11 protein-coding genes and 1 pseudogene are annotated in these 15741 nt (G+C 31.2%); 2 read left to right on the top strand and 10 right to left on the bottom strand.

Annotated features, from left to right (window positions below; all coding sequences use genetic code 11):
- Positions 1–271: 271 nt before the first annotated feature.
- From E4100_RS01175 to E4100_RS01145, 7 genes and pseudogenes are all read right to left on the bottom strand, one after another.
- Positions 272–868: pseudogene (locus tag E4100_RS01175) on the bottom strand (DsbA family oxidoreductase); the annotation flags it as partial.
- Between the two features lie 119 nt (positions 869–987).
- Complete coding sequence (locus tag E4100_RS01170) at positions 988–2238, bottom strand: dicarboxylate/amino acid:cation symporter (RefSeq protein ID WP_135270017.1); 1251 nt, start codon at positions 2236–2238, stop codon at positions 988–990.
- A 42-nt stretch (positions 2239–2280) separates the two neighbouring features.
- On the bottom strand, positions 2281–3711 hold the full coding sequence (gene gatB / locus E4100_RS01165) for an Asp-tRNA(Asn)/Glu-tRNA(Gln) amidotransferase subunit GatB (protein WP_135270015.1): 1431 nt from the start codon (positions 3709–3711) through the stop codon (positions 2281–2283).
- The gene (gatA, locus tag E4100_RS01160; protein ID WP_135270013.1) at positions 3711–5150 is read right to left on the bottom strand and encodes an Asp-tRNA(Asn)/Glu-tRNA(Gln) amidotransferase subunit GatA; all 1440 of its coding nucleotides are present in this window, start codon (positions 5148–5150) and stop codon (positions 3711–3713) included. The genes gatB and gatA overlap by 1 nt, the downstream gene beginning before the upstream one ends.
- A 13-nt stretch (positions 5151–5163) precedes the next feature.
- Positions 5164–5448 (bottom strand): Asp-tRNA(Asn)/Glu-tRNA(Gln) amidotransferase subunit GatC, encoded by a 285-nt coding sequence (gene gatC / locus E4100_RS01155; RefSeq protein WP_135270011.1) that lies wholly within the window; start codon positions 5446–5448, stop codon positions 5164–5166.
- Positions 5445–7457 (bottom strand): NAD-dependent DNA ligase LigA, encoded by a 2013-nt coding sequence (gene ligA, locus E4100_RS01150; protein WP_135270009.1) that lies wholly within the window; start codon positions 7455–7457, stop codon positions 5445–5447. Before ligA ends, gatC begins: the two co-directional genes overlap by 4 nt.
- A gap of 9 nt (positions 7458–7466) precedes the next feature.
- Positions 7467–9689 (bottom strand): ATP-dependent helicase, encoded by a 2223-nt coding sequence (locus E4100_RS01145; protein WP_135270007.1) that lies wholly within the window; start codon positions 9687–9689, stop codon positions 7467–7469.
- 168 nt (positions 9690–9857) lie between these two features.
- Here E4100_RS01145 and E4100_RS01140 point away from each other — a divergent pair, with 168 nt between their 5' ends.
- Complete coding sequence (locus E4100_RS01140) at positions 9858–10760, top strand: GGDEF domain-containing protein (RefSeq protein WP_135270005.1); 903 nt, start codon at positions 9858–9860, stop codon at positions 10758–10760.
- Between the two features lie 35 nt (positions 10761–10795).
- Here the strand turns inward: E4100_RS01140 and E4100_RS01135 are convergent, their stop codons facing one another.
- On the bottom strand, positions 10796–12697 hold the full coding sequence (locus E4100_RS01135; RefSeq protein WP_135270003.1) for a type I glutamate--ammonia ligase: 1902 nt from the start codon (positions 12695–12697) through the stop codon (positions 10796–10798).
- Positions 12698–12901: 204 nt separating this feature from the next.
- Here E4100_RS01135 and E4100_RS01130 point away from each other — a divergent pair, with 204 nt between their 5' ends.
- The gene (locus E4100_RS01130) at positions 12902–13615 is read left to right on the top strand and encodes a glycerophosphodiester phosphodiesterase family protein (RefSeq protein ID WP_135270002.1); all 714 of its coding nucleotides are present in this window, start codon (positions 12902–12904) and stop codon (positions 13613–13615) included.
- 14 nt (positions 13616–13629) lie between these two features.
- Here the strand turns inward: E4100_RS01130 and E4100_RS01125 are convergent, their stop codons facing one another.
- Both E4100_RS01125 and E4100_RS01120 read right to left on the bottom strand, forming a co-directional pair.
- Positions 13630–13935: a YerC/YecD family TrpR-related protein gene (locus E4100_RS01125; protein WP_135270000.1), complete on the bottom strand. Its 306-nt coding sequence runs from the start codon at positions 13933–13935 to the stop codon at positions 13630–13632.
- 89 nt (positions 13936–14024) lie between these two features.
- Entirely contained in the window at positions 14025–15695 is a 1671-nt protein-coding gene (locus E4100_RS01120; RefSeq protein WP_135269999.1) for a formate--tetrahydrofolate ligase, read from the bottom strand.
- Between the last annotated feature and the right edge of the window lie 46 nt (positions 15696–15741).

Raw genomic sequence — 15741 nt, 5'->3', positions numbered from 1 at the left:
TAAGAAGTTGCTAGTAACTGATGTCACTTCTTAAGTTGACGCAGAGAGTTCTTCTGTGCTTGCGCTAATCTCTTGAGATACCGAGGAAATGCTTTGTGTGTTATCTAATATCTCGTTTTTATTGACTTTTCCACTTTTCCCTTTTTCTTCCCTTTAGTGTCTTTTTCTACTGTTCCCATAAATAAGCTCCTCCTAAAATATCATTATACTTTATATATCGTATTATTCTTTCGATATTTAAGTATTTTAATAATTAGAAGGAGCATATTTATTAAAGCATTTCTTCGTTTGCAATTTTTAATAGTTGTTTTTTCAAGGATTCTTTTTTCAAAGCCCCAGATATTAGATATTTTTCATCTATTACAAGGCTTGGAACACCAGTTATTCCCCAGTCCCTAGCGAGCTCTAAATTTTGCTCAACTAATTGTTTTGTTTTTTCATCATTTAGCAATTTTCTAAAAGCATTTTCATCTAACCCTATATCCTTCGCACACATTATTTGAACTTCTTCTGTCGTTATATCCAAGCATTCTGTTAAATGTGCTTTTTGTATTCTATCAAAATAGTCCCAATGGGTTTCTTCTCCTCCCATAATAGCTGCAGCTTCGCAAGCTATAAGACCTGGCATTGAATATGGGTAATCATGGGTACGTGTTGCCATAAGCTCGTAATTAATGAGTTTTTCATCTGAATTATCATTTGCAGCTTTCCAATGCTCTAAAATCTCTTTTTTTGCTCTTTCTTTGTCCCCAAACATTTTAGATAGATCAACTTTTTCTTTTGCTAATGCAAAACTATGATGATAAATATCAAGTTCAATTCCATCTTCTATAAAATCTTTTCTTAATTGCCTGAACCTAGGCGAAAGTGCATAACACCATGCTCATAATACATCGTGAAAAAAATCAATTTTTAGTTTTTTCATAACTTCACCTCCTCCATCAATGTATACCCCATTTTTAAAAAAAGAAGCTGAAAATCAGCTTCTTATGAATTAAATATTTCTTCATTCAACTCATTCTCTTGTTTTGCAATAATAGTCGTACAAACTGCATCTCCAGTAACATTTACTGCAGTCCTTCCCATATCTACAATTCTATCAATACCCATGATAAGTCCGATTCCTTCAAGTGGTAGTCCAACAGATTGAAGTACCATCGATAGCATTATCGTTCCTGCCCCTGGTACTCCAGCAGTTCCAATTGATGCCAGTGTAGCAGTTAATATAACTGTAAGCATTGCTGAAAATGACAAATCCATACCATAAACTTGTGCTACAAAAAAAGTTGCTACTCCTTGCATTATCGCAGTACCATCCATATTTACTGTTGCTCCTAAAGGGATTGTAAAAGATGCAATATCTTTAGATATGCCTATTTTGTTTTCACATATGTCTAGAGAAAATGGTATGGTAGCAGAGCTACTTGCCGTAGAAAAAGCTACAAACATCGCAGGTGAAAATTTCTTGAAAAATTTTGTTACACTTAGCTTTCCTAAACCTTTTAGAAGAAATCCATATACTACTACCATATGAATTATCAGTCCTAAATAAACAACTAAAATAAACTTTAACAGCGGTATCATAGCAGAATATCCAGCAGTGGAAAAAGTCCTAGCTATAAGTCCAAATACTCCAAAAGGTGCAAATAACATTACAATCTCAACAAGTTTCATCACGAGTTCGTTGAGTTCATCAAAGATTTTTAATAATGTTTTTGCTCTATCTCCTATTATAGAGAGGGCAACTCCTGTAACCAATGCAAATATGATTATCTGGAGCATATTTCCATTAGCCATAGCAGCGATTATGTTATTTGGTATCATCTCATAAAGCACTTGAATAAGTGGCGTTTTCTCTGCTACCGTCACTTCTACAGAAGAAACGCTTCCCATATCCAATCCACTGCCAGGCTTTAAGAAATAGCCCAATGCTAAAGCTAGTGTTACAGCTAATGCTGTGGTTGTAAGATAAAAAATTATGGTCTTTACTCCAACTCTTCCTAATTTTTTGATGTCTCCCATATTAGCAGCACCATTTACCAATGAAACAAATACCAATGGAATGACTACCATCATAATTGCCCTTAAGAAAACTTGGCCTAATAACTGGAATATCCCATTAATGAGAACAGTTTCCTTAAAACTAGAGGCCGGCAATTGATAAACGATTATTCCAACAATGAGTCCCAATACTAATGATACGAGAATTTTAGTAGTTAAACTTCGTTTTTTGACCATAAAATCCCTCCTATTTTTTATAATATCAAAATAAATGGAAGACTAATTTCCATTTATTTTGTCTATTAATATTTTATTAGCAGTGTTAGGATTTGCTTTTCCCTTAGTTTTTTTCATTATTTGCCCCATCAAAAATCCTAATGCTCGGTCTTTACCATTCTTAAAATCTTCAATAGACTGCTGATTCTCTTTTATTACTTCATCTATTATTTTTTCAAGCTCATCTTCATCACTTATTTGAATAAGTCCATTTTTTTCTATTATAAAGCTAGCAGTTTTATTAGTTTCTAGCATTTCTCTAAGAACTTTTTTTGCAGTATTATTGTTTATTTTGCCTGATTTTACATAGTTTAATAGTTCTGCTAATGACTGAGCAGACAAATTTAATTTTGCTATTTCTTTGTCCTCTTCATTTAATCTTCTCATTACATCTGTCATCACCCAATTAGCTGCTAATTTAGAATCCTCGATGAGACTTACTAGTTCTTCAAAAAAGAAAGACAATTCTTTTGACTGAGTTAATACCGATGCATCGTATTCAGTGATATTGTACTGTTCTATAAATCTTTTTTTCTTTTGATCTGGTAATTCTGGCATAGTAGATTCTATCTCTTTTATCCAATCATCAGATAATTTTATTTTGCTTAAATCTGCTTCAAATTGATATCTATAATCTGAAGCTTGGAATTTCTTTCTCATTAAAATAGTTTCTCCAGTTAGCTCATTAAATCTCCTTGTTTCTTTATCAGTATTCTTCCCGCTTTCTAATAGTGCTATATGTCTTTCTTGTTCATATTCTATTGCTTTAACTACTGATTTAAAAGAGTTTAAATTTTTAATTTCTGATATATTAGATTTTATGCCTTTATCTTCATCTACCACATTTATGTTAACATCGCATCTTAAAGACCCTTCTTCCATCTTTACGTCTGATATGCCAATGTATTTGATAGTGTTTTTTAGCTTTTCTAAGAATAATCTTGCTTCTTCTGCTGAATTGATATCAGGTTTTGTTACAATCTCTATTAGAGGGACACCACTTCGGTTGAAGTCTAATAATGTTGTTCCATGATCTGTATGGATTTGTTTGCCTGTATCTTCTTCTATGTGAATTCTTTCTAACCTAATTTTCTTAGTGCCTTCTTTTAAAGTTATTTCCAAGAATCCACCTTTGCACAGAGGAAAATCAGATTGGGATATTTGATACCCTTTAGTTAAGTCAGGGTAGAAATAACTCTTCCTGTCCATAATAATTGTATTATCTATCTCACAGTTAAAAGCTATCCCAGCCATAATAGCGTACTTTACAGCTTGCTTATCCATTACGGGCAATGCTCCAGGAAGCCCTAAACATACTGGGCATACATTTGTATTTGGCATAGACCCAAATTCATTTTTACAATTACAAAACATCTTTCTTTCAGTCATCAATTCTACATGTATCTCAAGCCCTACCAGAGTTTTATAGCTCATTATTTAGCACTCCTTTCAAAGCCATAGGCTGCAGTGAATAATTTCTTCTCTTCAAACCTGTTTGCTGTTATCTGCAGTCCAACTGGTAAACCATCTACTTCCCCCATCGGAACGCTCATAGCGCATAGTCCTGCTAAGTTAACTGGAACTGTATAAGTATCTGCTTTATACATATCCACAGGAGAGTTAATTACTGAATCAAATGGAAATGGTAAAATCGGTGAAGTTATAGATAATATAATATCAAAATTTCTAAAGACTCTATCATAATCATTTTTTATGAGTGTCCTTAACTTTAGAGCTTTTTTATAGTGCTCATCTTTATATCCTTGGGAAAGTGCATAAGTTCCCATCATAATTCTTCTTTTGGTTTCTTCACCAAATCCTTCTGTTCTTGAGTTAATATATAATTCATCTAAAGTATTATAATCTAAAGCTCTATGTCCATATCTGATACCATCAAATCTCGAAAGATTTGTACTAACCTCTGCAGTAGAAATTAAGTAATAAGTCTCTAGTGCGTATTTTAAATAAGGTAATGAAACATACTCTATTGTAGCCCCATTATCTTCAAATACTTTTAAACTTTTTTTAAAAACTTCTCTTATCTCTTGATCTCCTTCTACTCTAAGCTCATCATACTCTTTAGGGAGAGCTATCTTTAATCCTTTTAAGGATATTTCTTCGAACTTTATATCCTCTAATTTTGCTTTCTTAGAAGAAGTAGCATCAAGTGGATCATACCCTACTATACTCTTTAGTGCAATATAAGCATCTTTAACATCTTTCCCAAAAACACCAACTTGATCTAATGAGTTCGACATCGGTACAACGCCATATCTTGAAACAAGTCCGTATGTTGGTTTTATCCCAACAACTCCACAATAACTCGCCGGTTGTCTTATTGATCCTCCTGTGTCCGTCCCTAAACTAAGTGCTGATTCTTGGGCAGCTATTGCAGCAGCAGAGCCTCCTGATGAACCTCCAGGAACAAAAGATTTATTTTTAGGATTCCTAGTTGGGCCAAAATATGATGTCTCTGTAGAACCCCCCATTGCAAATTCATCCATATTAGTTTTGCCTAAGATTATTCCATCTTCTCTTGTGATTTTTTCCACTACGGTGGCATTATATGGAGGAATATATTTTTCAAGCATCTTAGAAGCACAGGTCGTTCTTAAATTTCTTGTCATAATATTATCTTTTATTGCTATAGGAAGGCCTGCTAAAATACCAATCTCTTCTCCTTCCATGAGCTTTTGATCAAATTGTTTTGCTTTCTCTAAAGCTCTATCCGCATCAATAGTTATAAAAGCATTTATTTCATCTTCTACTTCATCTATTTTCTCTAAAAAAGCTTCAGTTACTTCATATGAAGATATTTCTTTGTTGAGTATTTTATCTCTTAACTCCCATGATTTTAAATTGGTTATATCCATGCCCGCACCCCTTCTATTCAACTACTTTGAGTATTTTAAAGTAACCATATTCAGATTCAGTTGTATTTTTGAGTACCTCTTCCCTATCTAGAGTCTGTTCTTTTTCATATTCTTTAAAAAATCCATTTTCATCACCGATTCCATAACAAGGCTCAACTCCATCTGTGTCTACAACATTTATATGATGAACAAAATCTAATACTAGCGAGAACTTTTCTGTAAAACTCTCTAATTCGTCATCATCAAATTTTAGCTTTGCTATTTGAGCAATGTCTTTAACTTCTTCTTTACTTATCATTGTTCAGTCTCCTTTCTTAAGTAATCATTAATTATAGATTTTATATTATCTTCATCAATTATTTCAATACCAAGTGCCCTTGCTTTATCTAATTTGCTTCCAGGGTCAGTGCCAACAACAACATAATCCGTTTGTTTACTTACTGAGCTTTGTACTTCTCCACCCATTTTTCTTATTATATCAGAAAGTTCTGACCTTTTTATACCTTCTATACTTCCAGTTATTACAATTTTTTTCCCTGTAAATATGCCTTCTCTTCTATTCTCCTCGACTGATTTTATCTTGATACCTTTTGATAAAAGCCGTCCTAAACTATTCCTGATTTTTTCATCATGTAAAAATTCTATAATATTATTTGCAACTACATCCCCAATGTCTTTGATAGCTATAAGCTCTTCATATGTTGCATTCATAAATTTATCTAATGATTTAAAATACTCTGCCAAATCTCTGGCTGTTTTAATTCCAACATTTGTTATGCCAAGAGCATAGATAAACGAATCTAATGTCACTTCTTTGCTTTTCTTTATTGCATTGAGTAAATTTTTAGCTTTTTTATCTTTAAATCCATTTAATTTTAATAAATCCTCATAAGTTACATCGTATATTTGTGATAATTCTGTAATCCCTAAAATATCTACAAACATCTGAGCGGTTTTTTCGCTAAAACCTTCTATATTCATTGCGTCTCTTGAAGCAAAATGTACAAGTCTTGATACTAGCTGAGGCTTACAAGAAATTGAATTTGGGCAGAATATATGAACTCCATTTTGGATTAGTTCACTCCCACATGCTGGACAGTGAGTTGGCTTTTCTATCTCTTCTGTGGCCTCCTCTGTGGGTAAACTTCCAAGTATCTCAGGGATTACATCATTTGATCGCCTAATTAAAACTCTACCCCCAAGTCTTACTTTTTTTCTTATTATATCATCATAATTGTTTAATGTTGCTCTTTTTACAGTCACTCCGCCTATTTCAACAGGTTCCAATATAGCTGTCGGTGTAACTTTCGCTGTTCTGCCTACATTCCATTCTACACCTATTATCTTAGTGCTAACTTCTTCTGCCTCAAATTTATACGCAACTGCCCACCGTGGAAATTTATTTGTACTGCCCAATATTTCTCTAGTACGTAAGTCATTTATCTTTATTACCATACCATCAGTCAATATATCTAAAGTCTTTCTGTGATCTTTTTGAAATTCAATTTCTTCAATTAATTCGTCTATATCTTTAAATAATTTAATATAATCAAATACAGGAATCCTGTTTTCTTTAATAAAATTTATCATTTCCATATGAGTATTAAATTCAAAATTCTCAATGTAGCCGACATTATAAAACAGAGCTTTTAAATTCCTCCTCCTAGTTTCATTTATATCTAAATTTCTAAGTGCTCCCGCAGCAGCATTTCTAGCATTCTTTAATGGTTCTGGGGCTGTTTTGTTATATTCCTCTAATGCACTTAAAGGCATCACAGCTTCCCCTTGAACTTCAAATTTATATTTGTATTTGACTCTCAAAGGTATAGATTTTATGGTTTTTACTTGTGGTAAAATGGCTTCACCTACCACGCCATTTCCTCTCGTAGCTGCCTCTATTAAATTTCCATTGTCGTAAGTTAAATTGATTGTGAGCCCATCAAATTTATACTCAAGTACGTATGATACTTCAGGTAATTTCTGAGCATTCGAGTTGTTGTATTCATTTACAAATTGCTCTATTTTTTTTGCCCAGTTTCTCAATTCACTGTAGTCTCTAACCTTATCTAAACTCCATAATCTCGAAAGATGAGTGTGTTTTTGAAATCCTTCCAATATCTGAGCTCCTACTCTTTGAGTAGGCGAATAAGGTAAAACAATGCCTGTTTTCTTTTCAAGTTCTACTAATTCATCATACAACTTGTCATATTCTATGTCACTTACCTTGGGCTCATCTAATGTATAATAGTGATAATTTAAATCTTCAATTATGGCAATTAGCTCTTCCATTTTCTTTAAATCGTCCATAAATACCTCCTATAATATAGTTATAGGTGCGACTGAATATAGCAGAGTTTTAACTCCTCCTTGATCAAAGGCAACAGTAATTTTTTTATCATTTCCTTCTTCTTTTATCATTACAACCATACCAATTCCAAACTTAGGGTGTTCTACTTTCACACCAATTTCAATATTATCTTTTTTGAAATTATTTGGCTTGTTTTCTTCTTTTTTATAGTTTATTTTAGGATAATAATGGTCCTTTGTATAATCTATATAGTCAACTAATTTTTCTTTAGCCTTTATCTCCTTTTCCTTCTTTTCCTTGATTATCTGCTCATCAAGTTCAAGATGTTCTCCCATTTCTTTAATAAATCTTGATTGCAAGGTATAATTAGTGTTTCCATACATAGTCCTTCTTTTAGCACTAGTTACAAAGAGTTTCTCTTTTGCCCTTGTAATAGCAACATAACACAACCTTCTTTCTTCCTCGAGATCATCTTCACTGTCTAAGCTTCTGGATATAGGAAACAATCCTTCCTCCATTCCCACTAAAAATACCACTTTGAATTCCAGCCCTTTCGCACTATGTACCGTCATCAAAGATACAGCATTTTCTTGATCATTTGTCTTATCTACATCTGATAATAACGACACAGAAGCTAAAAAATCTTCTAGTTTGCCTTCTGGGTTCTTGTTTTCAAAATTAACTGCAACTGATAGAAAATCCTTTATGTTTTCAATACGAGTTTTAGCTTCAATTGTATTTTCTTTTTCGAGTTCTTCTATATAACCTGTAGAATTTATCACTTCTTCTAAAAAATCTTTTATTCCAAACAGTTCTTTTTTAGCAATTAATAAATTTATTTGCTGCATAAAATAATCAATACTATTTGCAGCCCTTTTGGTTAAATTATCATCGATTAAATTTTTATCTAACATTGTTTCATATATTGATTCATTTCGTTTATTAGATAGTTCTTCTATAGTTTTTATGGTAGAATCTCCAATTCCTCTCTTTGGAACATTTATAATCCGCTTCAATGAGATATTGTCATTTGGGTTTTGAATAAATTTAAGATATGAAACTATGTCTTTTATTTCTTTTCTATCATAGAATTTTAGTCCACCAACTACTTTATAGGGTATTTCCTCTGACATAAATGCTTCTTCAAATGGCCTTGATTGTACATTTGTACGGTATAAAATAGCTATATCTTTGAGTCTATATCCTTTGTACAACAAGTTATGAATTTTATTTGCCACAAAATAAGCTTCATCTTCTGAATACTCCAGTTCAGCATAAGTAACACTTTCTCCATCAATTTTGTCGGTCCAAAGATCTTTGTGTTTTCTATAATTATTGTTTTTTATGACTTCATTAGCTACTTTCAATATTTTTTTTGTGGATCTGTAGTTCTGCTCTAAGAGTATTACTTTTGCCCCATCAAAGTCTTTCTCAAAATCAAGAATATTTGATATATCCGCATTTCTCCAAGAATAAATCGCTTGGTCAGAATCTCCAACTACACAAATCTTGTTTTCATTTGTGGTTAATAATCTAACAAACATATATTGAATTTTGTTTGTGTCTTGATATTCATCTACAAAAATATATTTAAATTTGTTCTGATAGTATTTTCTTATGTTTATATTTTCATTTAATAAATCCACCGTCTTAATCAATAAATCATCAAAATCAAGGGAATTATATTCCTTTAATTTCTTTTGATACAATGCAAAAGTTTCCCCTATGTTTCTCTCTCTAAAGTCTTTATAATTTTCATTTATATATTCATCAGGTGTAATTCCTGAATTTTTGAGACTGCTTATCTTCGCTAATATTGAGCTCTCTTTATATGTTTCTTTGCTTAAATTAAGTTCCCTCATGCATTCTTTAATAAGAGTGATTTGGTCATCTCTGTCATAAATAGTGAAATTTGTCGAGTATCCTAATTTGTCTATATCTCTTCTAAGTATTCTCACGCATATAGCATGAAAAGTCCCTATCCACATGGAAGGTGTATCAACATTAATTAATTTTTCAACCCTTTCACTCATCTCTGTTGCAGCTTTGTTCGTAAATGTAATAGCTAAAATTTCAGATGGTTTTGCAAGATTTTTATCAATTATATATGCAATTTTATGAGTCACAACTTTCGTCTTGCCACTTCCTGCGCCTGCCATGATGAGCAATGGCCCTTCATTATATAAAACAGCTTCTTTCTGCCTATCATTAAGTCCTTCTAAATAATTCATCATTTCACCATCCTAACTAATCTATCAATAATTATATAGCATTATTGGTTTAATTTCCAATGAAAGTTAATTGAAGAAATTTTTAATAACTCTCAATAATAATAATAATATTATTATTGCAGTCATTACAACTATCTAGTATAATTCTACTAATAGGGGGAGATTCGCTTGGTAAAGCTTTTAAGCATAGATTCTTTAATGAATACAATTGATACATTGTCTAATATATATGACGCTATAAGGATTATCCATCCAGTAACAAAAAAGATATATGATTTCAAATCAAGCAGTTATGAACTTGTATTAGAAGATTTTCCATGTTATACCTATTGGAATAGAAATAAAATATGCAAGAATTGCGTTTCAATGAAAGCATATAATACAGAAAACACAAGCATCAAAATTGAAGGGAAAGGTGAAGATACCTATATTGTTATGGCTGTGCCAATATATGTGAATAACGAAAAATTAATTTTAGAATTCATTAAAAACTCTTCCAATTCCCTAACACTACAAGATGTAGAAAACAATTTAAATCTAGAATTAAATAATCAATTATCAAATACCCCCAATTCAATGTCTGTTGATTTAGTCACTGGTGCAAATAATCGATATTATTTGGAAACCAAGTTACCTGCTGATATTTATAAATCTGCTGTAAATAATTCTACAATTTCAATAATCATGGCTGATTTAGATAATTTTAAAGACATAAATGATACTTATGGCCATCTTGCAGGTGATGAGGCACTTAAAACGTTTACTAATTTAGCAAAGATGTGCATAAGAGAAGATGATTGGATTGCTAGATTCGGCGGAGATGAGTTTATTATTGTATTAAATAATACAGATGCTTTGAATGCCTATAAAGTAGCAGACAGAATAAGAAATGCTCTTGAAAAAAAAGTAATATTTTATAAAGATAAAGTGATTAATATAACCGCTAGCTTTGGAGTTTATGAAATAGAGTTGGATGAAGTTTTAGATGATTATCGAAAAGCAATTGAAAAAGCAGATATAGAGCTACTTAAAGCTAAAAAAAACGGTAAAAATATGATAAGTACAGAATGAGAGGATTAAAACCCTCTCATTCAAAACAATAAAGTTTAAATATCTAATAAATTCAACTTATATCTGCTATAAAGTTCTTGTAAACAATCCATTTTTTGATAAATCTCTTTTTGTAACTCTGATACTTTTTCTAAATTTCTTTCAGATATTGCTTTTTTTATCTGTGTAAATAGACTGTTTACATTTGAATTATCTTTCATAAGCTCATTTCTTAATCTTTCTATTTTCGCCCAGTTTATTATATCAAGTTCGTTTGATGAATCTAAATTATGAAGTAATTTATAATTTCTAATTTCTTTTATGAAATTGGGTATAATTCTATATTCAATTTCAGTTAACCATTTGTCAATAATAGCTATCGTATAGCTCTCAATAATTTTAGGGGTGAATACCTCTCCTTTATATAAAACACTCAATTTTTCTTTTTGTTCATTGAAATATTTTACGTTTTCAAAAACATTAAATGGAACTTTTCCAAACATTTTTTCTCTTTCTTCATCTGAATAATCATCAAATATATTATTCTCTGTTCTATATACCCTATATTTTTCTAAATAATTATATTCTTCACCGTATTCTTTAGATAGTTCTCTTAATAAATTGTCTTCGTCGATATCGTTAGATAGAGCGTAGTCTATACCATCAATCATGCTCATCAAAACACTAGCTATACATAGATATGTGTTTGTGTGAGGATTTGGACTTCTCAGTTCAAAATGAGTAGCTAATGGATTTTCATTATCTCTTATTAATCCTATTAGTATAGTTCTATTTCTTGAAGGTGTATCAAAATCACTCCCAAGTGAAGTTGCAATGCATATTGGAGCTTCAAATCCTTTTTTAAGTCTTTTAAAAGCTTCATTGGAAGAAGTTATAAATGGATTTATTATTTCGTAGTTTTTTAATACCCCCATAAGTGCTCCGTACCCAATTTTGCTTAAAAAATGTTTTTTTACAGGCGAAAATAAATTTACGTTTTTACCATTTTTTAATTTTACTACAACTCCAAAGTGTGTATGTTCTCCACTTCCTGCTACCCCTTGAATTGGTTTTGCTAGAAATGTTACATCCATTCCATTTTGTCTAAAAATTTCTCTGATTATATTCTTAATAAACATTTCATTATCTGCCGTTTGAAGTGCATCATCATATTTCCAATCAATCTCTAGTTGCTCCATGATTCCAGATAATGAACCATCTTGATTTAATTTAGCTTTTACACCCCCGACCTCTTTATGCCCCATCTCTGGATTAAATCCATACTTTTCCATTTCTAGCAATGTATTTTCAAGTGCAGTTCTCACTTCTGCTCTTGTCTTTGCCCAATACTGTTCATGTAACTCTTGAGAACTGGTAAGTTCTTCTAATTCCCTTTCGTAGTCAGGTGTTTTAACCCAGAACTCTAGCTCAGTAGCAGATGTTATCATTATTTTATCTATATCCTCAAACTCTATCCCATAGTCTCTAAATTGCTCTTTGTGGTTTTCTATTAATCTTAATATTTCTTTTTCAAAGTATGAAACTGCCATATTCAATATATGTCTTGAATCAACAGCAATGTTGTTGTGATATAAAAAAACAGGAATCTTCAGTGTCCCTACAGGTAGTTTTGAAGATTCATCTAGATTATCATAATTATAATCTACAAACCAGTTAACATCTAAATCAACTTTCATATCAATCTTAGCATCATTTAGGGTTGCTATCTCAGGTAAATAAACTGAAGATCCATCAGTTTGTACTGCAGTTTTTTCTAGAAAATCATCTATATTTTCTAAAAATAGTTTTATAGGTATCTTTTCATCTGTTTCATGCCCAACTAAATCCACTCCAGCTAATGATACAAATTTAATTTGAGTATTTTTCTCGAGTATCCTAATTAGATCCTTTTTATTATGTTGTTCAGGTTTTATAAAATAACACATATCTAAGCTCATTTAATCATCTCCTAATATAAATTATTTTTTTATTTTATTACTGCAATATTATATTGTCAATCTGCTTATCTATGGGTATATAACAAATATAATGTAAATTAAAGATTGGAGAGGAATTTTATAATTTATTTCATTTTAATTATTATATTATATTTATATTTAATTTCACCAAAGATATTCAATAGAAAAGATTTAACCTATTATATGAATTATCTATATGCTCATAGAGGCATACATGATAACAGTAAAAATAATGTAGAAAATACTATTGATGCTTTTAATAGAGCAATTGTTTTAAACTATGGTATTGAATGTGATGTACGACTTACCAAAGACAACATTCCAGTAATAATTCATGATAAAAACCTTTTACGAGTTACAGGAGTGAATAAAGAAATAAACGAAATTACTTTTGTAGAGTTAAAAAAAATAAAATTATTGAATTCCGAAGAATATATTTCTTCATTATCTGAAGTTTTATCAATAGTTAATGATAAAGTCCCACTGATAATAGAAATAAAGAAAAACAGTATCAGTAAAATGAATGATTTATTTTATATTGTAGAGATCTTAGACAAATATAATGGTAAATTTATGATTGAATCTTTTAATCCTATAGTTTTAAGATGGATAAAAGAAAACAGACCTCTTTATATAAGAGGTCAATTGTCATCAAGTTTAATTAGAGGGAAAGAATATTCTATCATAGATTTTCTACTCTCCAATTTACTTCTAAATTTTTTGTCAAAACCAGATTTTATAGCATATGATTTTAGGTTTAAAAAAAATTTATCTTTTCTTATCAATAAATATTTATATAAAATTTATTGTATAGGATTCACTATAAAATCAGAAGAAACTTTCAATAATAATATAAATTTCTTTGATTCAATAATTTTTGATTCTTTTATACCTTAGTATAAAACTATAAATTATCTTTTATCTATAAGACCCATTCTCTCAAATACAATTTTATAACCATCTGCACCGTAGTTTAAAGATCTATTTATTCTGCTTATAGTTGCTGTGGAAGCACCTGTTTCTTCTTCTATCTCGTTGTAAGTCTTTTTGGCTAATAGTAACTTTGCTACTTCGAATCTTTGAGCAATTGCTTGTATTTCTTTAATCGTGCAAATGTCTTCAAAAAATCTATAGCATTCATCTAAATCCTCTAACAATAATATAGCTTTAAACAACTCGTCTGCTTGCTTACTTTTTATCTTTGAATTATATGCCATTTCTTGTCCTCCTTTTATTTATTAATATATATATATATATTACAGTATAAAAGCGAAAAAGTAAATAAAAAGCTGGAAAAAATCCAGCCTTAAAACAATCCTACTATTTCTCCATTTTCCAATATGTCAATGCTATTTGCTGCAGGCACTTTAGGAAGTCCTGGCATAGTCATTATATCTCCTGTTAAAGCAACTAAAAATTTAGCTCCATTGGAAATCTTTACCTCTTTTACAGTGATTTTGAAATTTTTAGGTCTACCCAACAAAGTAGGATCATCGGATAAAGAGTATTGAGTTTTTGCCATGCATATTGGCATTTTATCCAATCCGAGTTTTTCTATGTCTTTAATCTGCTTCATGGCTTGAGAAGTAAACTCTACTCCGTCTGCACCATAAACTTCAACAGCAATCTTTTCGATTTTTTCTTTTATCGTTTCGTTAATATCATATAAAAATCTAAAATCAGCCTCATTCTTTTCTACAACTTCTACAACTTTCTTTGCTAACTCTATTCCACCTTCTCCACCTTTTGCCCACACTTCAGATAATACTGCTTCTGCCCCTAATTCATTGCATCTATTTATTACAAAGTCAAGCTCTGCTTTAGTATCTGTAGGGAATTGATTTATAGCGACAATTGCTGGAACACCAAATTTTTTCAAATTTTCTATGTGCTTTTCAAGGTTTTCAAAACCCTTACTTAAATAATCGAAATTTTCTACTCCATATTCATCTTTTTTAGCACCACCGTGATGCTTTAAAGCTCTCACTGTAGCAACTACAACTGCAGCATCTGGATTGAATCCGCCAAATCTAGATGTAATATCAAAGAATTTCTCTGCTCCTAAATCTGCGCCAAATCCTGCTTCTGTCACTGTATAGTCACATAGTTTTAATGCCAATTTGGTTGCTAATATTGAATTACTTCCATGAGCAATATTGGCAAATGGTCCTCCATGAATTATTGCAGGAGTGTTCTCTAACGTTTGCACTAAATTAGGTGCTACTGCATCTTTCATCAAAAGTGCTACTGCTCCTTGTGCTTTCAAGTCTTTGACAAATACAGGTGAGCCATCAAATTTGTAAGCTACTATTATATTTGCCACTCTTTCTTTTAAATCTTCAAGGCTTTCAGAAAGACAGAAAATAGCCATTATCTCAGATGCAACGGTAATGTCAAATCCGTCTTCTCTAGGCATGCCATTTGGTTTGCCACCTAACCCTATAACAATATGCCTTAGGGCTCTGTCATTCATGTCCATAACTCTTTTCCATACAATTCTTCTAGGATCTATGCCCAATTCATTCCCTTGTTGTATATGATTATCAAGTAAAGCTGAAATCAAATTGTGAGCAGATGTAATAGCATGAAAATCTCCTGTAAAATGAAGATTTATATCTTCCATAGGAACTACTTGTGAATATCCCCCACCTGCAGCTCCACCTTTTACTCCAAAACTAGGTCCGAGTGAAGGCTCTCTAAGTGTTGAAATAGAAGTTTTCCCTATTTTATTTAACGCCATTGACAAGCCGATGTTAGTTGTAGTCTTACCTTCCCCTGCAGGAGTCGGGTTTATAGCTGTAACTAATACAAGTTTACCATCTTTTTTGTCTTTTAATCTTTTATACACATCTAATGAAATCTTTGCTTTGTATTTGCCATAATTAATGATTTCATCTTCTGATATTCCTAAATCTTTTGCTATGTCTTTAATTGGCAACATCTTAGCTTCTTGTGCTATTTGAACATCTGTTTTCAAGCCATCTCCTCCTTAGAATAAGCTATATTTTAACTTTAAGATAAGT

Source organism: Soehngenia longivitae, from assembly GCF_004684055.1.
GTDB classification, from domain to species: domain Bacteria; phylum Bacillota; class Clostridia; order Tissierellales; family Tissierellaceae; genus Soehngenia; species Soehngenia longivitae.
This window is presented reverse-complemented; position numbering and strand designations above follow the sequence as displayed.